Origin of the sequence: Lacibacter sediminis, from assembly GCF_014168535.1 — a bacterium.
GTDB classification, from domain to species: domain Bacteria; phylum Bacteroidota; class Bacteroidia; order Chitinophagales; family Chitinophagaceae; genus Lacibacter; species Lacibacter sediminis.
The window spans coordinates 2,600,369-2,621,410 of record NZ_CP060007.1 but is presented as its reverse complement, the minus strand read 5'-3'; the positions used below and the strand labels follow the sequence as shown (position 1 = coordinate 2,621,410).

Genomic DNA, 21,042 nt, shown 5'->3' with positions numbered 1-21,042 from the left:
TACCTCCTGCCCTTTTCTATCGATTGCTTGCTGAAAAACTATTTTACCATTTAAATGGCAGGTAATAATCTTTTGTCATCAGTTTTGCTCTTGCTGTTGAAGCAGCTCCTGATGAGATCCCTGATTTGATCAGTTTGTTATATACTTTATCTGCAATAAATGCAGGATCGTTTCTACGGATAGCAATACGTAATAAATCAGCCCATCTTGTCCCTTCAAATGCGTTTTCTAATGCACCTTCTTTAATGATGCCACTTTCAATACTTAACAGGCTATCTGAAGCTGGAATAGCTACGTTGATCATATTTGCTCTGCCACGTACTCCAAGATTACGATACCAGTCGGCACGGAAATAAGGCACACTATTATCACTGTTTCTTGCATCGAAATTGAAAGGGTACGGTTCCCATAATGTGTTATGATAAAGACTTACATCAGAAATTGGGTTAGGATAGGCACTACGAATACCACCATTCCATAAGCCCCAGGCTAATAAATGTTTTCCCGCCCTGTTTGCTGCTTCAGAAAAACGCATGTGCAGGTGTGTTTGGCGATACAGGAACCATTTGCCATTTTTCTGCAATGGATTTAAAGCGGACGCAGTATTCCAACCAATGTAATTGTACAAATACTTCATGGCAACAGGTTGGCCACCAATTGTCATTGTACTTAATAATTTACGAGCATCGTAAGGAATAGAACCTCCTTGAGCAACACGTTGCGTTTCGCCATCCCACATGTCATATATTTCCTGTGAAGGGCGTACAAGATAATTTCCACCTATCGGGGAGAATAATTTAATCAGCGAATTATCGGGTTTGAATTTGCTGTCAAAAGGTAATGCCCAGATCCATTCACGGCGGAAACCATCGGATGTCCACGTATTTTCAAACATGGTACGCCATCCATCATTATAAATTAAACTTGAAGCATCACCAGCTCTTGTATAGGAAACATAGTGAGGTGCAGCACCAGTGCCCCACCAGCCCATTTTATATTGAGAGTAATAGTTTTCTCCTGCTGTGCCGGTGGTTGCTACTTCCATTACTTGTCTGTAATATGTAGCTGCCTTTACAAAGTCATTTTTCCACAAATACAAATCGCCTAACAGGCAACGTTTATTGATGTAAAATTTTTCTGTTGGGAAACCATCTACTGTAATATTAAGATTAGTACCTGTTGGGTAAACATCTTTAAATGGAAGCGCCTCTGTAAAATTAACCAAGCTGTCAAGCAATAAATTAAACGGAATACGGGGGAAATTGCCGGCATTCTTTACTTCGTCAACATTTTTCAAAGCACTTGTTATATAAGGCACAGATCCAAAATGAATGCCCAGTTGCAGATAAACAAATGAACGTAATGCGCCAACATCTGAATAGCGTTGGTTAAACTGATCTTCCGTCATTTTCTTTTCAGCAACCATTACTTTAAAATGCTCAAGTACATCATTACAGTTGAGGATCAATTCATAAAAAGGCTTCGGACTTGCATATGGATTGTTCTCCGTTACACTATGTGTACTTAACTGACGAAGACTTTCATTTGAATTAACTGTTACATCAAGCAAATCGGCACGTAATTCATTTAATACAACATATTGCTCGGCCAGTCCCATGAACTTTCCGTAAATACCTACCACTGCTGCATCAGCATCGTACACGTTCTGGTAAGCATTGCTTTCATCGAGCTGCTCTTCCGGCTTTATATCAAACACTTTTTTACAACCGGCAAAACTCAACAGCAGCGTTGCAAACAAAACAGATTTTATCAACTTTATTTTCTTCATAACTGAAGTAAGATTTAAGATTCACATTTTTTAAACAACATACCTTCTTACAAACCTATCCGTGCTCCAAGTGTAATACTTCTGTATAACGGATCGAGACCTGTATCAATACCTTGTGCAAATAAGCTTGGTGATGCACTGAATTCAGGGTCGTAACCTGTATATCTTGTCAGTGTAAACAGATTGGTTCCGCTGAGGTATACAGATGCATTCTTAATGAATTTATCTTTGAATGGTATCGCATAAGTAATGGAAGCACTACGTAAACGGAAATAAGAACCATCTTCGATCCAGCGTGTGCTGAAACGGTTATTACCCATCGGATCGCCAAAGGTAGCTTTAGGCATTTCAGTTCTTTGTCCTTCTGCTCTCCATCTGTTTACAACACTATTCAATTGATTTTCTATTCCACTTGCTGATTCAAGTTTGTAACGCAGGAAGTTGAAAATATCATTTCCCTGTGAGAATGTAAATAAAGCATCTAATGAAAAGCGACCGTATTCAACTCTTGTATTGATGCTTCCAAAAAAGTCAGGTGTTGGAATACCAATGATGCTTCTGTCTTTTTCGTCGATGATGTTATCGTTGTTAATATCAAAAAAACGAACATCCCCCGCTCTGAAGTTTGTATAAGAACCGTCAGCATTTTTTTTCTTCAATCCTGAGTTAGCTGCATCTTGTTCAGTGCTGAAAACACCCTTTGCGATGTAACCATAAAAGAGAGTTGACTGGAGCGAGTTTTGTGTTAGGATGGTTGCGCCAGAGTATTCAGTTGTCATTTGTCCACTGGGGATCGACACCACTTTGTTTGTATTTTTTGCGATCATCAACCCTACATCCCATTTCCACTTAGCTTGATTAACAAGTCGTGCATTTACAGCAAATTCAATACCGCTGTTTTTCATGCTGCCACTGTTGGCAAGCACTTTTTCAAAACCGGTTGCAGCTGCCAGTGGTTCGTATACCAGCATGTTTTCGGTTTTGTTGTTATATATATCAACACTTGCGTTTATACGTTCGTTCCAGAAAGCAAGGTCAACACCTATATTTAATTTCTTGTTTGTTTCCCATTGGATGGCAGGGTTAGGAATACCATTACGCACAAGCCCCTGCATACCTAGAAGGTTTTGTGATCCATATGTTTGACGTCCTGTATAATTGCCAATATCATCATTACCTGCGATGCTGTAAGTAAGACGAAGCTTCAACAGATCAAGCGTAGTGTTTGCCATAAAGCCTTCAGATGAAAGTAACCAGGCAGCACCAATTGATGGCATTACAGCATATCTGTTACCACCAATATTTACACCATTTTTTACTTGCGATCCAAATCTTGAAGAACCATCCATTGCGGCATTAAAGCTGAAAAACAACCGATCTCTATAGCCATAATCTGCATTAAAGTAAGTATTCATCCAGTTCCATTCGCCAATTCCACCACCTGTTTGACGCAATGCATTAATACCGTTTTGCACGCTGATCAATTCATCGGTAGCAGAGTTGTAACCTAAAGTAAAATCCTGTTGTGCTTTGTTGTGCTGGTACCGCAATCCTAATCTTGAAGAAAAGCTATGGCGCAGGTTATACGTTTTTTTGAACTCAATTCTTGAATCAGAGAATACAGAAAACAAACGTTTCACCTGTGTACCAAGACGGCTGTCTGCAACAAAGCTGCTTAATGTATCATTGGCTACACCTTTACGTGGCACAAAAATATTTTCACGCACTTTATCGAACACCAGACCAAAGAGAGTTGATGCCGACCATGATTTGTTGAAATCGTAACTGAATTTATAAGAACCCATAAACCTGTAGTATCTGTTATAAGCCTGCATATTATTGATCAATGCAGAAGGGTTACTTACACCAAGTATATCAGTATCTTCCAGGTTAGGAGAAAGCACCCCTTTTTCATTTACTTCATTGGGGCCAAGGAATGGAGACTTTGTTAAAGCAGTGTATAAGGCACCGGTTTTTTCAACTACACCCTGGTATTTTAAATTTGTTTGATTATAGTTGAATGCGAGGTTTGCTTCCCCGGTGAATTTCTTTGAAAAGTTAAACTTAGCATTGAAGCGTGTATTATACCGTGTAAGATCTGTATTTGTAATTACACCAGCATTTTTGCTGAAGCCCACACTTAATGCATACGTTGCAATATTATCACCACCTGTTACTTTCAGGTAATAATTCTGATTGACACTATTGTTGAAAACATTACGCTGCCAGTTTGTATTGTTGTGATAGCGATAGTAAGAAGAATTAGACGCAGTATCATCATTCATATAAGGTAATGCTGCAATAGTTGAAGACGACATCCCTTTACTTTGCAACATCTCGCTTAAGTAGATCCTGTAATTATGGGCATTCATTACCGGCATGAGATCAGGAGCCTGGTTATAACTGGTGTACACTCCAAAGTCGATGGCGGTTGCTTCTTCTTTTGCTCTTGATGTTGTAATGATAATAGCTCCATTTGCACCTTTCACACCATAGATCGAAGATGCGTCCTTTACTACTGTGTAGTTATCGATATCCTGCACATTGATCAGAGCGAGAGGATTGGTATAGTTGTTAGCAATAATGCTTGAACCATAATCATTGATATCGTATACAATTCCATCTACAACAACTAACGGAGCATTGCTGGTATAAAGAGAATTAAAACCTCTTAAAAAAAGATTTGCGCCAATACCAGGTGTACCTGAACGACGTATAACATTCAATCCACTTACCTTGCCTTGCAAAGCAGCATCAGTAATTTCAAACGGACGACGCCATTCACTGTTTGCATCATAACCAACAGCAGCTGCGGTTAAATTGCGTTTCATGATCTTGCCAAATGGAAGGGTTACTTCATCCTGGAAAGTTGATGCCGGCTGGCTTAACAACGCAACAGTAATTGACTTGCTTCCTTTTAACGACACTTGTTTTTTTGCAAAGCCATCTGCCGTTATTTCAACATCAGCAGTATATGCGGGCACGTTTAATGTAAATTCGCCAGCATCGTCTGTAATTGCAGCAGAAAAATCTCTTACTGCAACCCGTACACCACTAAGTGGTTTTTTTGTTGCGGCATCTGTAACAACACCTGTTAATGGCAATTTTACTTTTGCCTTAGTTGAATCTGTCTTAACAGTTTGAGTTTGCTGCGCCATTAATTCCTGCATGCAAACAGCTCCCCCGGACAGCAACAATGTTAAAAGCAGTTTATGTAAGTTAGTTTTTGTCATTACGAATATCTTTTTTGTTCCTTTATTATAAGCTTGGTACGAGTTTAATGTAATCGCATACAATTGGATTGGTTCCATTTGCAACTAAATAAATATTATACAAAGGCGCATATTGACTCATTGTAAATTCACCGAGATATATTTCGTTGAAGTTGAGTGCAACAACATTCGTCATTGCAAAAGTTGCTGAGGCAACCGTACCAATAGCCAGTTTTTGTGTATATGTCGCTGTTTGAAAATCGTTGTAAGCCATCCAATATGCCTTGTATTTTATAGAGGGTATTTCTTTTAACTCGTAACGAATGTTAAAACCGCTGGAGTTATGACCCAAAACAAGTACATCACGAAAATCTTTACCGGTGAGTGTATTAATACGATCACGGAAATAGGTATTTCCTCTCCTGTCTACATTGGTAGAGGTATAACTTTCACCTTCTATCAGAATTGTTTTCATTTTTGAAGCAGGGAGTACATTCATTTTGCTCATGATGTAAACAATGCCATTGCTTGTCTTGATCGTTTTTACAATAGCCGAACGCTCAACAGGAAGCTTCGTTCCAAACTCTGATGTAATAGTATCAGGAATTGCAGAAGGATTGCCGTACAAAGTGTCAACGGCAAAATCTTTCACCACATTCCAGCTTGTAACCAGAGTATTACTGTCTGCATTATTCGTAACAACATAGTAAGGTTTAAACTTTGTTACCTCCGAATCCCATGCTGCGTCTGTGAGTACAAACAAAGTATACTGCTTCTGTTCGTTTTTAAGATCATGTACACGATTCCAGAAAAGATTCGTGTATACTGAATCGGTACCTGGTTGATAAATAGGTTCGCCTGTAGTTGGATGAACACCAATAATAATTGCATTGCTTGTGTCAAATACATTTCTGAAAAGCGACAGCATGAATGCTTTCTGCTTCAACGGTATATCTGCACTTGTTGAAAGTACTTCCCAACTGTTATCCAAAGCAGGAAGAAATTTGTCAATTACCTGTAACAATCCGTTTGCGGCATATTTATCAGCATTCTTAATCACAGCATCACCAATTTGTGTGCCCTTCAGATTGTTGTACTTGCTGTTCAACATACCGACCCTTGTGAGAACAGGAACATCGGCTGTACGGTAAAGCTGCCCTGCAATATGGTTACCTACAAATAATTTCAGCTTTGCGGCATCGTTAACAATCGCCGGATCTAATGTGGCCAACGCACTGTTAACCGGAGCATACACTGTAAAACTTTTTGAAGAATTCAATACTTTATCATATCCTGTTTGCACAAGATATTTTGCGAATGTGCTCAGATCTGGGTTGGCATTCACCAATTCAAACAACGTGATCTTTAATGATTCATCCGTTATGGCATTGCGCTCTTCTTTTACTTTACTGCAACCATAAAGCAGCATCGTTCCCAAAGCAACCAGTAACAAACTTTTATACCTGCTCTTCATTTATTATTTTTTTATTTTATCAGTCGAGTCGTTCTTCAATTATTAGAGATAAACCTTTGTTCCATCCGGTCTGAATCTTGGCAATATCTGATCCTGATCGATCGGGATAAAGTGAATCATATCAAGGTTGTTATTATTCTGCGTTCCAGACAATGGGGTAATCCGGATGGTTTGTTGTTGTGTGGTTGTAAACTCAATAACGCCAACCTGTCTTGCTGCCTGTCTGTTACCTGTACCGGCATTTTCAATATATCGCTTCCAGCCAATGGCTTCCAGTTCTGCATCAGTACCAATTGGTCTTGCTTCAGTAAAGTTCATGGTACGTTGCATGATCACTCCATTTACTGAAACCTGGCAAAGCATGTTTGAACTAGATGACTGTTTTTGCCATGAGTAACAGATCCACACTTTATACTTGCCTTTGACGATAGGAGGTGTTTTCATTTCCCACCATATTGGCCGGCTTGGCAAGCCCATTGGCAGCATGTTTACATCATTATTTACTGAATAGTTTGAAACCGAACTTGAACTTGAATAGAGATAAGACAATGTATTTGTTCCCGCCAATGGTCCCCAACCCCAGTAATGATCTCTTATTGGATTGTCTGCTTCAGTTGGTCGGGCAAAATTGTAGTTCGCCTTTTTGTAATAAGCCGGCAATTTCTTGATCTCGTCAAAAGAAGAAACATCCCAATAAAGTGCCGAAGGTGCTCTGTATTTCACCTGGAAATGTGCTGCAGCATCATGCCAAACACCATTGGTAGCTGCCAGATCACTCTTATCTCTGTTTAATATAATTCCTTTTTCCAGCACACCATTGAACTCATCTTCATTTAATACAACTTTTTGATCAATCAGTTTCACACTGATCACTTCCTGTGGTTGTAATGTGATATGCGTTGGTGTAGAGATAATGTCTCCCAAAAATTTAAGCCCCTGTGTTATATGATAAGCTACATAAATGTGCAAACTGTCGTTTGCATTGGCCGGGTTACCTGTTTTAGAATATCTTGTTTTCAGAGCCGCATAACTTGTAATACCGCTATCAGCCAAAGCCTGGTTACTTTCTGCAAAAACAGTTAACCATCTCTTTGATGTATCACTGTCAACGGTGTTGAGTTTTGTAAAGAACCCTGTTTCCTTTAATGCCTGCACAAAAATGGAATAGTTAGGATTATCTTCCAGTTGCTTGGCAATAGTTTTAATGGCGGGTGTCAATACATTATTTACTACATGAATGATACCATTCCCTACTTTCACGTTCGAGCGTTGAACAATTGCTTGTCTGTTGATCAAATAACTTGATACGCCTTCTGAGTTCGCAACTGCAGTAACAAGGTATTGGCCATACATGGTAATAACCGGCAGTTTGCCATCAGTAAATGAGTTGGTGTAAATGGTATCTTCAAGCAAATGCAAGCGAACCATATCTTTCAACGTATTAAGATCAGCTGCATCAACTGAAGCGGCGCCAATTTTTGTAAGATAAGTTTTCACTCCACTGTTTGTTGGGGCAAAAACTGTATACGCTCCGTATGCATTCAAGAATGCGGAGTTTCCTGTTCTGTCTAAGATCTGTCGGAACAGTGAAAATGAATCAAGGTTTTTATCCAGGTATCCCACAATATTTACATCCTCGGTTGTTGCTTCTTCAATCTTCAGTTTCCGGCAACCAGGTGCTGAAAACATCATTGCTAAAACAACGATCAAACCCATGGCAAGAACAATATTTCTTTTCATAAAACGAGGTTTCAATTATTTATAAAATGGATTTTGTACTAACTGTTTATTTGTTTGTATCTCGTAGAGATAGATCGGCAAGTAATGACTATTGATATCTTTAAATTTCGCTTGTGCCGATTGCTGAAGATTGGAAGGAGCACTGATAGCTACCATACTAAGCAGGATACCAATACGCTGATAATTGTTGCGTTTTGCATTGCGAAGTACATCATACCAACGTTTACCTTCAAAGCAAAATTCTCTTCCACGTTCTTCGATGATAAAATCCTGGATCAGGTTTTTGTCATTCGCTGCAGGCATCAGGTCTGTTGCATCAAGAGCGTTTGCTCTTTCACGAACCTGGTAAACAATATCCAAAGCATCCTGCCCCATACCCTGTTCATTAAGCGCTTCGGCTTTCATCAATAAAATATCTGCATAACGATAAAAGAACCAATGAGCATAACTCTGATCGATAGAACGTAACCCGGTTGCTGATGCACCTACGTATTTCCACACAGTTGATGTTGCAGCCCTTACAGAGCCACCATCGCCACGCATGTCATAATTATTCGGATCGGCAAAATCAACCGTAAACACTCTGTCCATAAGATCAGGAATGGCTGTCCATCTTCTTGCACTTATGCTTGAAGAAAAAATCGGAAAATATGGATTAAGACGTTGTTGACTATATTGCAATTCAAATATCCCCTCATTGGAATTGCCGTTGTAATAAAGTGTATTGAACCAATCTTCATTGTATTCCACTACCGGGCCATTTTTTGTAGCGCCTCTTATTAAACCAAACTTTCCGGAATTGATGATCTTGTCGCATGCAGCAATACTTTCTGTATACTTTTCCATCCAGAGATAAACATCTGCAAGAATAGCATTCACCGTGTAAACAGTTACTCTTCCTTTATCAGAAGCAACATTACCATATGTAGTAACCGCTTTTGATTCGGCCAGTTTCAGATCTGTTACGATCTGAGCGAAAACATCTGCCTTTGGTGATTTAGGAATAGGCGTGATATTCTCATCACTTAATGTAGCATCCGTTTTTAACGGCACATCGCCAAATGTTCTAACAAGATAGAAATACATCAACGCCCTGATGGTTAATGCTTCGCTCAGGTATTGATCAAGTTGTGCCTGTGTAAATGTATTATCATTAGCAAGTACTTCCGGAGCCTTTTCAATTACAGTGTTACAGAAATTGATGGTACGGTAAAAAGGGCGCCAGTTTGCATTTACATTGGTTGGTTGAATATTTACATTGATCAGTGCAATGTCATCCGGGCTTGAAGCTGTGGCATTAGCAACATGATCAGCCCTGCCTTCTCCCCAAATAAACAATAACTCGGCCATTGAAGGAACATAGTTAACATTTCCATATGATCCGGTTGAGTACTCCATCATAGATGAGTATATGCCAACCACAGATGCCTGAACCTGTTCTTTGGTTTTCCAGAATTCTTCCTTCACAATTCCATCCTGCGGCTTTAATGCCAGCCACTTTTTACAACCCGTAAAACTCACGGCGAAAACAAAAAACAGTAAATAAGATAGTATGATATTCTTTTTCATAATTATTTTAATTAGAAGCCCGCAACAATACCAAGCGTAATATTTTTTGCCGGTGGCGTCATTGAATTATCATAAGAAACCCTGAACGGATCTGAACCACGCATTGACACTTCAGGATCCTGACCTAAGTAATTGGTGAAAGTGAACAGGTTCTCAGCTGTGATATAAAAACTGGCTGATTTCATGTTCATCTTCTTCAACCACTTCTTATCAAAATTGTAACGGGCGGTAATTGTTCTGAAACGGATATAAGATGCATCTTCCACATAACGATCGCTACCCAACCAGTTATAACCACCAGCGATCAATGCACGTGGCATATCAGTTACATCACCTTCTTTTTTCCAGCGGCTTAACACGGCTGTACTTTGATTATCGAAATTGTACATGTTGGTTGTGCTCATCTTTGTACCGTTAATTACATCATACCCCCAACGGAAGCTGAAGAAAGATGTAATACGCAGATTCTTCCATGTAATTGACGGACCAAAACCACCTGAAAGTTTAGGATTACTGTTACCGAGATACACAACATCCATATAATTGATGTTGCCATCGTTATTGATGTCTTCATACATCGCATCACCCGGTTGGAAAATATAATCTGTTTGCGGATAATTGAAACGCATGTAGATGGTTTGTCCATTGGGGCCTATGATCGGATTACCTTTTGCATCCGATGCAATGGTTGATGATTTGTCTTTATAAACACCTTTATATCTGTAACCATAAAAAGAACCAAACGGGTTGTTGATCTGTAACAGGCGGAGATACTCGCCGTTCTTTGTTACATCACCACGTTGTGCAGGATAGAATTCAGAAATTTCACGAATCACATTCTGGTTACCTGAAATATTAAAATCAAAACCAACTGTAAGGTTCTTTGTTTTGTAAGGCTGTGTCCATACAGCAACTTCCCAACCCTGGTTATCCATTGTACCCACATTCATGAACAATGAATTAAAACCTGTGTACGAAGCGATCTGTAAACCATCGAAGAACAAGTCTTTTGTTCTGTTACGGTATACCTCTCCATCCATACGCAAACGCCCTTTAAACAAACTGAAGTTGTAACCAATATTTGTTCCATGCAAATTCTGCCAACGGAGGTTCTTTAACTCCATACGTGAAGGATAAATACCTGCCTGATCGAGGTATGCATAATCGTATGTGGTGTACGTGTTATAGAACAGGTAATCATAACGGGGTGCTTCACCCGAAATACCATAACTCGCTCTGAAGCTGATATCGTCGATCTTCTCCACATCTTTCAGGAAATTCTCTCCGGAAATTCTCCAGCGAAATGATAAAGATGGAAACACACCATACCTGTAATTTGGGCCGAAGCGTGAGTTACCATCGCCACGAACTGTAGCGTTAAAAAGGTACTTATCCATAAAGCTGTATTGGGCACCAATTAATGCACCAACCGAGCGTGTTTGTGATTGACCAGATACAGCTCTGAGATCATTATTCTGTGTTCTTGACGAAATTGAAGGATCCACCAACAGAGAAGAGGCTGTGTTCGATGACATTACTTCCTGGTAAACTGCTGTATAATCGTTAGTGAGCACATTCATATATGCCTGCACACTGTGCTTGTCGCTTTTAAACTGAGGTGTATAAACCAGGCTCGTTTTTGTTCCAACACTGAAGGCATCGATATCGCCATCATACGCACGGTTTACAACTGTTTCTGTATTTGGACGTCCTGTTGCAATTTGCGGAAGGAAGCTGTTGTTCTTTGTATTGTTGATATCGAACTGAATATCGAATGTAGCTTTCAATACTTTTTTCACAATGTCATAATCAACCTGGAAACGTGGGATCACCCTGTCACCCAATACTGAATACTTTGCCTTATCAGCCATGGCAACCGGATTGTAGATACGGCTGTATTGTCCCTGTGTGTTTGCAGCAGGTGAAAAATAGTTAGTGGTAAGATTGCCTAACGCATCATATTCAAACACACTCATGTTTGGCATTTTTATATAAGCCATACCACGTATGGAAGCTTCACCACTTGCTGAGTTTGAACCGAGATAGTTTCTTGATTGGTTTGAATGCGTGAATGAAAAGCTGGTAAAGAATTTTATTTTTTCAGATACAGTATAATCAAGATTGATACGGGTGCTGATACGTTGCAATGCTGTACCAATGGTAATACCCTTCTGATCGAAGTAGCCAACAGATGCAAAGTATTTTGCTTTTTCACCGCCACCAGCTAAACTTACAGTATGATCCTGGAGATAACCTGTTCTTGAAACAGCATCGATCCAGTTTGTGTTATTACTGTAATTGTAATACCAGTAAGGGTCATTGGGATCGTAATTAAATTCACGGTTAACAGTTGTGTTAAGTGAAGTACCTATCCTGTTCATGAATGCTTCAGGGATCAATGTAGAATACTGATCGCCATTTAACAATGGGATAGGCTTTGGCACTAAGGACACAGAACCTTTAAATGTGTAGTTGATGGAAGGTTTACCAATACTACCACGTTTTGTTGTGATCACCAATACACCGTTTGCAGCTTTTGCCCCCCAGATAGCGGTTGCAGCTGCATCTTTCAACACAGTAATATCTTTAATATCAGCGGGAGAAATATTTAAGAGTTGAGCATATCCTTGTTCATCAGCAGTACCGAAGTTAAAATCACTTGGTATTTCTGTTTCATACGGCATACCATCCAAAACGATCATTGGAATACCGGTAGAGTTAATGGATGATACACCACGAATGCGGATATTCATAGCTGCACCCGGATCGCCACTTGATGCAGTAATATCAACACCACTTAAGCGACCTTGTAATGCCTGGTCGATACTTGGTGCCTGCATTTCTTCCAATTCTTTAGCATTGATCTTTGCCACAGCAGTTGTAAGATTCTTTTCAGGAATGTTCACCATACCATTTGATGTTGAAGGACGGCCAATGATCACTACCTCTCCCAGGTCACCTTGTGAATCTTCCAAAGAAAGATTAAGAACAGCACGACCATTTAATCGCTGTGTAACTGTTTTATAACCGATGTAGGAAAGAGATATTCTGTTCTTCGGGTTTACATTCTTTAACACAAAATTTCCTTCAATATCTGTTTGCGTACCTTTTACAATACGGTTATCAGCATCCATTTCAGAAACCGATACACCTTGCAATGGTTTGTTTTCTTTGTCTGTAATTTTTCCTCTTACAACTTCCTGCGCCACTGCTGCTAAGCTGAGAATGGTAAGAAATGCCGTAAAGGAAAAGATCAGGATAATTTTATTCCGCATACTTTGCATTGTTTGGGTCATTGGTTTAGTTATAACGCAGGTAGTTATTAATAAGATGAATCGTACACCTGTTGCTCAATTGATTACTTGAAGCTTGAATGACATTCGCAGAGCGACTCATCATGTCATTCAGAATAATTGAGTTGGGTGTTGAATTGTTGACGAAGATGGATGACGGGTCGCCGTTTGGAAATTTGAAAATGGTCTCAAACGTTCCACTCTCCTGTCCATCTGTTGCAATATTTTTCTTATTGAGAATATGGTAATAAATAAAGTTGGCAACTTTTTCCTTGTCAGCAGCAAGTGGAGGATTAAAGAGCGGTACTTTATTTGGCGCCGTGCCGGTACCGGGTAAATAGCCATCATTAACAGCCTTTAATATAGCTGCGTTATCAGGGATAAAGAATGTATAGAATGATCCTGATGCCACTTGTAGTATTTCACGGGTTGATGCGTTAAAAATTGTGGAATTGAGAAGATATTGATAAAACGAATTGTATTGTGAAGTTGCCGGTGTTGGCGTTGTTCCTAATTTTTGTATATGCCGGCCAACGAGCGTATCGCTGAACTGAAGAATTTTGTCGAGATAATAAACCGTGCCATTTTTGGCTGTTTTTTTATCAACAACATTCGCCGTTGTGCCGAAATCTCCGTTGCCTGCACCAACCACCTGGTTATCGTTGAACTTAATAAATTCACCTGAATAAGATTGAGCCACGCCCGGAGCAATTGCTGACGTAATATCTCTTCCCGGAATCACATGCATATTCAGAATACGTTGCAGACGTACCAATGCCGATAGGCCCACTACATCAGCACCACCATTTGGCGGTGTATAGCGCCACTGTTCATTTACATTGTTACTAACTGTAGGATCTGATCTGTAGCCGGCAGCGTTTAGTGCTGCATTACTCACCAGGAACAAGGTATAATTCTGATAAATATTTGATATCTGGAATTTCAGATCAAGATTCAGCAAGCCTGTCATCATTGAATAGGCAGGGTTTAAATAAGCCTTACCGTAAACACTGCTGAACACATTTGCATCCTGCACTTTGTTTGTGCCATAGAAAATACCGTTGCTCAATACCTTTTTATCAGTAATATCTGTCAGTGCATTAAATCTTGCTTCTTCACCAACAGAATTGAAGGTGCTGGCAAATTTGGAAGGCCATACTGCAGTGCGCCACATATGTGCATTCATGAAATCATAAATGATATTTACAGGTAACGATTCAACAGTTGGGTAATGTTCTAACAGAACAGTGTTGATGTAATTCAGAAGTGTTGCGTTCTCAGGCACAAACATGGTGTATGTATCAGACTGAGCATCGTTATCCTGTTGCTTGAGGAAGTTCTCGTTATTTGGTGAAAAAGCGATATTGGGAACAAATACTTTTGTGTACACATCAGTTGATGTTCCGTAAATATTCTTGTAATTCTGCGTTACGGTTTGATTTAATACATAAGCCACAAGAAATCTGTCCATCAATTTTTTAAACTCACTATATTTTGGGTTGCTGCCAATGTATTGATCGATACTTGGTAAAGAAGTGATCACCCTGTCAACTACATGAATAACTCCGTTTTCAGCAGCAATATCTTTTTCTACCACTTTGGCATCAGCAACATTAAAACCGGTATATGTTGATGTTGGATAGAAATAGTTGTAATCAGTTGCAGTTAAGGTTTTACCGGTCATGAACCCGGTTTCGAAAATGGGGATATGCTTATTATTATTGTCCGCATCAACATAAGAAAATGTTCCTATCGTATTTCTGTTTGACGCAATAGCTTTTATGGGTGTGCCACTTAAATTTACCGCATCATAGACGCCGGTGTAATTTGCAGTACGACGTTTAAAAGCCGCATTTTCTACCCAACCAAGATTGCTCTGGAAATCAGAGATCCGTTCCTGCTTAAATGCATTATACACCAGGCAATATGTAACAATCTTTCTTGCCGAAGCTGAATCAATTGCATCAACACTTGCAATACTGTTTTGTGTGAGATAAACAGTAACTGCAGAATCATGCGGTGCAAAGAGTGTCCAGTAACCTGCAGTAGAAAGCGTTTGCTTATACCCTGCCTTATCAATCAACTTGAGGAACTGACCAAACTTGCCTTTGGCCTGCAGTTGCTGGTAAATGGGTTGATCCAATGTGTCAGGACGCTCATAAAATTTGTCGAATTTTTTCTGGCAGGCAAAGAACAATGTCATCGTCACCAAAAAAAAGAACACCTGTTTTACTTTCTTAGACATAATGCTACAGATCATTTCTTATTTCGTTTGATAAATACAGAATTTCGGAATAGATATAAAGGGGAAATCGATTGTTTGCAAAAATCAGCTGAAGAACACTGTAAAGAAGAAAACTGATGCCGGAAAAGGCAATGTACAGCAGCAAGTTTTGAAGCAGAGGTCATACAGCAGCAATCTTTGTTTAGCAATCAACTCATTGTTACCAGCATCGAACAGCAATCGATACTGATGTTAACGGTACTAAATTAACGTAGGTATAACAGTCAACCGTCATGTGCCATCCTGAAAAGGAGTAGCTTTTACGCAATCGATGCCGAAAAATGGGCACAAAAAAAGCTGCTCACGGAGCAGCTTTTTTTAACATTAGAATTAATTAATAACCTGGGTTTTGCATTGCCTGCTTTTGTGCTCCGGTTAATGCTACACCATTTAACTGAATACCATCAAGGAATGTTTGCGGTATTGGGCGCAATAAATGACGGTCTTGAATGTTGGGGGCAGCATCAGGATTAAATGCTTTGGCACGGGCAATCAATGTTTTGGTGCGTGACAGATCCTGCCAGCGCAAATATTCACCCGCAAGCTCTCTGGATCTTTCGTTTAACAAGAAGCATAACATCCTGTCGTATGTAGATGAATAGCCAAGCAGATTAATAATATACTCATCACTTGCCGGTAATGTTGCAATGTTAGTAACAGCTAAACTTGCTGAAGCAGCAGTTGTAACAGGAATATTATTTGATTCGTAATAAGAATTCTCAGGGAAAAAAGAAGGGGGAATCGATTGAGGTGCGCTGCTTGGTGCAGCTCCGCCATCATAATAAGCCGAACGGCTTTCGCCATTGGCATATTGCGCCCTCGCTCTTACAGTGTTAATGTAAACCAAGGCATCACTATAAGATCCGGTGCCTAATTTAGCTGCACGTATTTTTGCTTCTGCAGCAATTAAATAAGTTTCAGCAGAACGGGCAAGTGTAATATCACGGAGCCCTCTTACATCGTTAAAGCCTGCTGTGCGTGAACCATCCATGTACTTGTTTAATGAGGGGAACTTACGGGTATCATTCCATCCGATATCATTTGTTTGCCCATTCCTGTACGCAATATAAACATGGGGTATCGTTTTACCGGTTCCGCTATATACCACCGAATTATTTAACAGGTTTGCAGAAAACCGGGTATCTCCGGGTTGATTAATAACATACATAATTCCTAAATCACCCTGCACATAAGGTGCTGTTGGAGCAGCAGCATTAACCTTGTGCTTTGTCCTGAATGATTTCCAAAACCTTGAATCGTTTTGCATGTCATAGATCCGGTACATAAAATGGGTGGGTGCCAAGCGGCTGAACGGACGATCGCCACTAAGATCCCTTTGCATTTGAGTAATATCTTCGTAACGGGAAACAAAATATAAATGCTGTGTATTTGAGCCACTTGCAGATAGGTCTGATGTAAACTGTGCGGACAAAATGATTTCCCTGAGGTTTTCGTTAGCACCATTAGGAGCTGTATAACGCCACAGGTCACCAAAATTGGGAGCTAATGAGTGGTTGGCAATTACAGCATCGCATAGCGGAACGATTGCAGCCAGGTCAGCCGCTTTTGTTGAAGAATTCCATGAATCGTTGATTTCGCTTGTGCGACTCAGGTACGCTTTTGCCAGAAAATGTGCTGCCGCATCTTTGGTTATTTTAGCAGGAGAACCTCCATTACCTAAGAGGTTATACGCTTGTGTAAAATCAGCAATAATCAAATCATATACTTCCTTGGGAGTGGCACGTGTAAATTCAAGTTCAACAGCTGTACTGGGTTTAGTTTTTAACGGAACAGCTCCATACTGGCTAACCAACCTTAAATAATTATAGGCACGTAAAAAATAACCTTCTCCCAAAGCAGTTTTCTTGATCGCATCAGCAGTGGACGCACTGGCAGTTGCATTTTCAATGATCATATTGGCATGCCCAATACCGATGTATAAATTATCCCACTGGGCATTTGCTGCTACTGTATTTCCATTATTCGGCGTAATAAATGCACCAAACGTATTGCCGTAGGAATTGTACATACCGTTTGAAGGATCACCACCTACACGAAACTCATCCACACCATAGCACATGTTGGAAAAAGCCATTTCACCATTAAAAGGTGTAGCAAATACCTGGTGGTAGGCGCCATTAACCAATTGCTGGATACCCGCATCTGTTTTATAATACTCCAGATCCCTTATGGTTTGAAGATTCTCATCTAAAAATGTTTTTTTACACGAAGTGGCGACCATTACCGCCAGGGTGGCAACCAGACTTATTTTAAGTATTTTATTTTTCATCTTTTATATTTTTTATTGTTGATAGTTGTAACAGACATTTACCAACAAGTAATAGTCAATTTAAAATCCGACGTTAACTCCAAAAGTATAACCACGATTAGAGAACATTGATACTGCATCCATATCCATGAACTTAATCTGCGAAAACAGCATACCAGGGTTAGCCGCCTGGAAATACACACGAAGACTTGACATGTGCATATTCGTCAGGAGCTTTGCGGGAACGTTGTACGCAGCAGAAATGTTCCTGATTTTCAAAAACGACGCTTTCTTATATCCTAATGAAGCTGAATAGTTATCACCCGAACCTACAGAATAAAAAGGTTTTTGATATTCACTGTTTTGGTTATTCTCTGTCCAGTAACTGATCTGACGCTGGTTGCCACGTGCAGTTTGAGCTTCACCACCTGTACTAAACCAATAATTTAGGCGGCCGTAAATAAAAATTGACAATTCAAAGTTCTTATAAGTGAAATTGTTTGTCATACCTACTATCCAACGGGGTCTTGTGTGACCAATAATTGTACGGTCGTTGTTTGCATCAATTTTGTTATCACCATTTTGGTCAATGGGCCTTACCTGACCCGGTGTAAACGTGTTGCCATTGAGACCAAACTTGCGCATTGTTGCTGTATCGGCGTATTGCCACATACCGTTTGATTCAAAACCATAAATTACTCCATTCGGTTGACCAATAAACCAGTTGTTATTAATATCATCCTGTTTACCATTTGCGAGAGTAACTATTCTGTCCTTTTGCCATGAAGCATTGATATTGCTTGTCCACTGAAAGTTTTTAGTGGTTACATTAATCGTATTGACGTTAATATCAATACCCTTGTTTGCAGTTTCTCCTACATTTTGAAATGTTGTAGTATAGCCTGTAACACTGGGTATTAAACGGGCCATTAACAGATCTTTTGTTTGTGAAGTATAAACATCAATTACACCTGAAATTCTACTTTTGAATATAGAGAAATCAAGACCAACATTGTATTGTGTTGTTTTTTCCCAACGCAGATCTTTGTTTGCAAACTCTACAACAGGAAGTGACGCTGCATTAACAGCACCACCTATAGGATAAAAGAAGGGCGATGTTCTTCCTTTTGTTTTATAAGCATCAATTGCTGAGTTACCTGTAACACCTACACCAACACGAAGTTTCAATTCATTCAGCCATCCCGCATTCTGCATAAAGTTTTCTCTGTTGATTCTCCATGCCACAGCAGCACTTGGGAACAGATCAAATTTATTTCCATCTGCAAGCTGCGAAGCTCCATCTGAACGTACAGATACAGTCAATAAATATTTATCATCAAATCCATAATTTAATCTGGCCATGTAACTTACTAACTGACGCTCGATCAAATCAGAAGTTTGCGCAACTGTTAAATTAGTAGCAGGAAGTACACCGTTGTGAAGCGCATTCCATTTTTGGCTGGCAAACGGAATGCCTGTACCTGTAATTCGATTTACAGGATCAGCATGAAACTTTGTAGCACTTTGTAACAACGTAAGACCAAAACTGTGTTTTTTAATTTCTTTATCGTAGTAAACGAGGTTATCCAATGTCCATGAATATGTTTTGGATTCCTGTAATGATGCTCCGTTAATACCGCTGCTGGCTGCTGACTGCCCGTCAATATAAACACCATTCGTATAGCTTGAAAAGTCAGGGCCAAAGTTCATGCGATATTTCAACCCTTTTAAAACCGGATGAATTTTTCCAAAATCCAATTGTGCATGAAGACTTCCGAATGCACGCAGCGTTGATCTTTGATCTTGTGTAAAATTCTGTTCACCTACTACCGTTTTTATAGCCACATCACCACCGGGATAAAGGATCCTGTTACCGGCAGAATCGTAAGGCTGTGCCCATTTGAATAACCCCCTGGCTGAACCATAAATACTGGTAGCAGGAGTACCGACAAATGAACCAATGATGAGATTGGACTGGCCAAACTCCTGGATTCCATAAGTAACATTCATACTGGCACCCATATTAAACCAGTCGGTAGCTTGTACATCCACACTGGTTTTTGCTGAATACCTTGTAAATTTTTGACCGAGAGATGTGCCTCTATTATTTAAATACCCGAATGAACCATACGCCTTAATGTTTTTTGTACCTCCACTAACGCTGATGGTGTTATCAGTAGTAATACCTGTTTGCGATACTAAGCCTGTCCAGTCTGTGTTGGCAACTTTTGAGCCATCCCATGTGCCGGAAGCCCAGCCTCTGCTAATATTTTTCCAGGCTGTTGGATCTGCTGTTGCAAGAAAAATATCCCGGTCATTGGCAATTGTTGGTGCATCACCTCTTGGACGAACTGCCGGGTTGCTGTAATAAACTGCCCAACGACGAAAATCAATATACTCAGACGCAGACATAATGGGTGCCCAGTCTCTGATAGTTTCGAAAGTAACAGAGTTGTAAAGATTTACTTGCACTTTACCCACTTTACCTTGCTTAGTTGTAACAATTACAACACCATTTGCACCTCTTGATCCAAAAATAGCAGTGGCTGATGCATCCTTCAACACATCAATTGACTCGATGTCATTTGGATTGATGTAATCAATTCCACCTGTCGTTAATGGAATTCCATCAACCACAAAAAGTGGAGTGTTAGACGCAGTAAGTGAACGTACACCACGAATATTAATACTACCGATCTGGCCCGGCCTTTCATTGGAGGTGATATCAACACCGGCAACTTTACCCTGCATAGCCATTAGAGCATTGTCAACAGGCCTTGATCTGATTTCTTTCTGGTTGATGCCCGCAACAGAGCCTGTTACATCCTTCTTCTTGACAGATGCGTAACCGATCACCACAACATCCTCAAGGTTGGATGCACCGGATACTAAGGATACATTAATGGAACTGCGATCGTTGATAGCAATTTCCTGATCGGCAAAACCAACCGAAGAAATAACCAAGACTGATTTTCCGGAAGGCGCATTTAGTTCAAAACCACCATCGGTATTTGTTGTAGTACCAATTGTTGTTCCTTTCACTAAAACACTTGCTCCTGAAACAGCTTTACCTGCATCATCGGTTACTTTACCTGAAACTTTAAATGTGTTTTGTGAAAAAGAAGTGGTGACAAATAGAAATGACAGCAATAGTAATACGCAGGAGCGTACCTGATTTTTTAATTTCATATAAGCAGCAATTGTTATGGTTAAAAGACAAATAAAAATATATGAATTCCTAAGCGACCCTATCCTGCACCATCCTGTAACAGCTTGTTTTTTTACGCAATCGTTCCCGAAACTTTCAGCAGTTGATTTAAATAGTCACAAATTTCATGCGATATTTTTTGGGAAAAGGATACCAAAGTGTACATGAATAATTTTACAGTACGGCCCGAATCGAAATTTGAAA

The 21,042-nt window shown here is 39.8% G+C and carries 9 protein-coding genes; all 9 read right to left on the bottom strand.

What is annotated here, in order from left to right:
* Positions 1 to 43: 43 nt before the first annotated feature.
* The 9 genes from H4075_RS11110 to H4075_RS11070 all read right to left on the bottom strand — a co-directional run bounded on the left by H4075_RS11110 (position 44) and on the right by H4075_RS11070 (position 20,819).
* The gene (locus H4075_RS11110) at positions 44 to 1,789 is read right to left on the bottom strand and encodes a RagB/SusD family nutrient uptake outer membrane protein (RefSeq protein ID WP_182800923.1); all 1,746 of its coding nucleotides are present in this window, start codon (positions 1,787 to 1,789) and stop codon (positions 44 to 46) included.
* Between the two features lie 47 nt (positions 1,790 to 1,836).
* Positions 1,837 to 5,022 carry a SusC/RagA family TonB-linked outer membrane protein gene (locus H4075_RS11105; protein WP_182800922.1) on the bottom strand — a complete coding sequence of 1,062 codons (3,186 nt, stop codon included), beginning with the start codon at positions 5,020 to 5,022 and terminating at the stop codon, positions 1,837 to 1,839.
* A 25-nt stretch (positions 5,023 to 5,047) separates the two neighbouring features.
* Entirely contained in the window at positions 5,048 to 6,475 is a 1,428-nt protein-coding gene (locus tag H4075_RS11100) for a fasciclin domain-containing protein (RefSeq protein WP_182800921.1), read from the bottom strand.
* A 42-nt stretch (positions 6,476 to 6,517) separates the two neighbouring features.
* Complete coding sequence (locus H4075_RS11095) at positions 6,518 to 8,215, bottom strand: fasciclin domain-containing protein (protein WP_182800920.1); 1,698 nt, start codon at positions 8,213 to 8,215, stop codon at positions 6,518 to 6,520.
* 15 nt (positions 8,216 to 8,230) lie between these two features.
* Complete coding sequence (locus H4075_RS11090) at positions 8,231 to 9,784, bottom strand: RagB/SusD family nutrient uptake outer membrane protein (RefSeq protein WP_182800919.1); 1,554 nt, start codon at positions 9,782 to 9,784, stop codon at positions 8,231 to 8,233.
* An 11-nt stretch (positions 9,785 to 9,795) separates the two neighbouring features.
* On the bottom strand, positions 9,796 to 13,059 hold the full coding sequence (locus tag H4075_RS11085; protein WP_182800918.1) for a SusC/RagA family TonB-linked outer membrane protein: 3,264 nt from the start codon (positions 13,057 to 13,059) through the stop codon (positions 9,796 to 9,798).
* 25 nt (positions 13,060 to 13,084) lie between these two features.
* On the bottom strand, positions 13,085 to 15,322 hold the full coding sequence (locus H4075_RS11080) for a fasciclin domain-containing protein (RefSeq protein ID WP_182800917.1): 2,238 nt from the start codon (positions 15,320 to 15,322) through the stop codon (positions 13,085 to 13,087).
* A gap of 373 nt (positions 15,323 to 15,695) precedes the next feature.
* Positions 15,696 to 17,651, bottom strand: a complete 1,956-nt coding sequence (locus H4075_RS11075; protein WP_182800916.1) for a RagB/SusD family nutrient uptake outer membrane protein — start codon at positions 17,649 to 17,651, stop codon at positions 15,696 to 15,698.
* A 60-nt stretch (positions 17,652 to 17,711) separates the two neighbouring features.
* The gene (locus H4075_RS11070) at positions 17,712 to 20,819 is read right to left on the bottom strand and encodes a SusC/RagA family TonB-linked outer membrane protein (RefSeq protein ID WP_182800915.1); all 3,108 of its coding nucleotides are present in this window, start codon (positions 20,817 to 20,819) and stop codon (positions 17,712 to 17,714) included.
* Positions 20,820 to 21,042 lie beyond the last annotated feature (223 nt).

Bases quoted from the DNA above. Each gene is read 5' to 3' on its own strand.
- H4075_RS11110 (WP_182800923.1), bottom strand. From the start codon at position 1,789: ATGAAGAAAATAAAGTTGATAAAATCTGTTTTGTTTGCAACGCTGCTG.
- H4075_RS11105 (WP_182800922.1), bottom strand. From the start codon at position 5,022: ATGACAAAAACTAACTTACATAAACTGCTTTTAACATTGTTGCTGTCC.
- H4075_RS11100 (WP_182800921.1), bottom strand. From the start codon at position 6,475: ATGAAGAGCAGGTATAAAAGTTTGTTACTGGTTGCTTTGGGAACGATG.
- H4075_RS11095 (WP_182800920.1), bottom strand. From the start codon at position 8,215: ATGAAAAGAAATATTGTTCTTGCCATGGGTTTGATCGTTGTTTTAGCA.
- H4075_RS11090 (WP_182800919.1), bottom strand. From the start codon at position 9,784: ATGAAAAAGAATATCATACTATCTTATTTACTGTTTTTTGTTTTCGCC.
- H4075_RS11085 (WP_182800918.1), bottom strand. From the start codon at position 13,059: ATGCGGAATAAAATTATCCTGATCTTTTCCTTTACGGCATTTCTTACC.
- H4075_RS11080 (WP_182800917.1), bottom strand. From the start codon at position 15,322: ATGTCTAAGAAAGTAAAACAGGTGTTCTTTTTTTTGGTGACGATGACA.
- H4075_RS11075 (WP_182800916.1), bottom strand. From the start codon at position 17,651: ATGAAAAATAAAATACTTAAAATAAGTCTGGTTGCCACCCTGGCGGTA.
- H4075_RS11070 (WP_182800915.1), bottom strand. From the start codon at position 20,819: ATGAAATTAAAAAATCAGGTACGCTCCTGCGTATTACTATTGCTGTCA.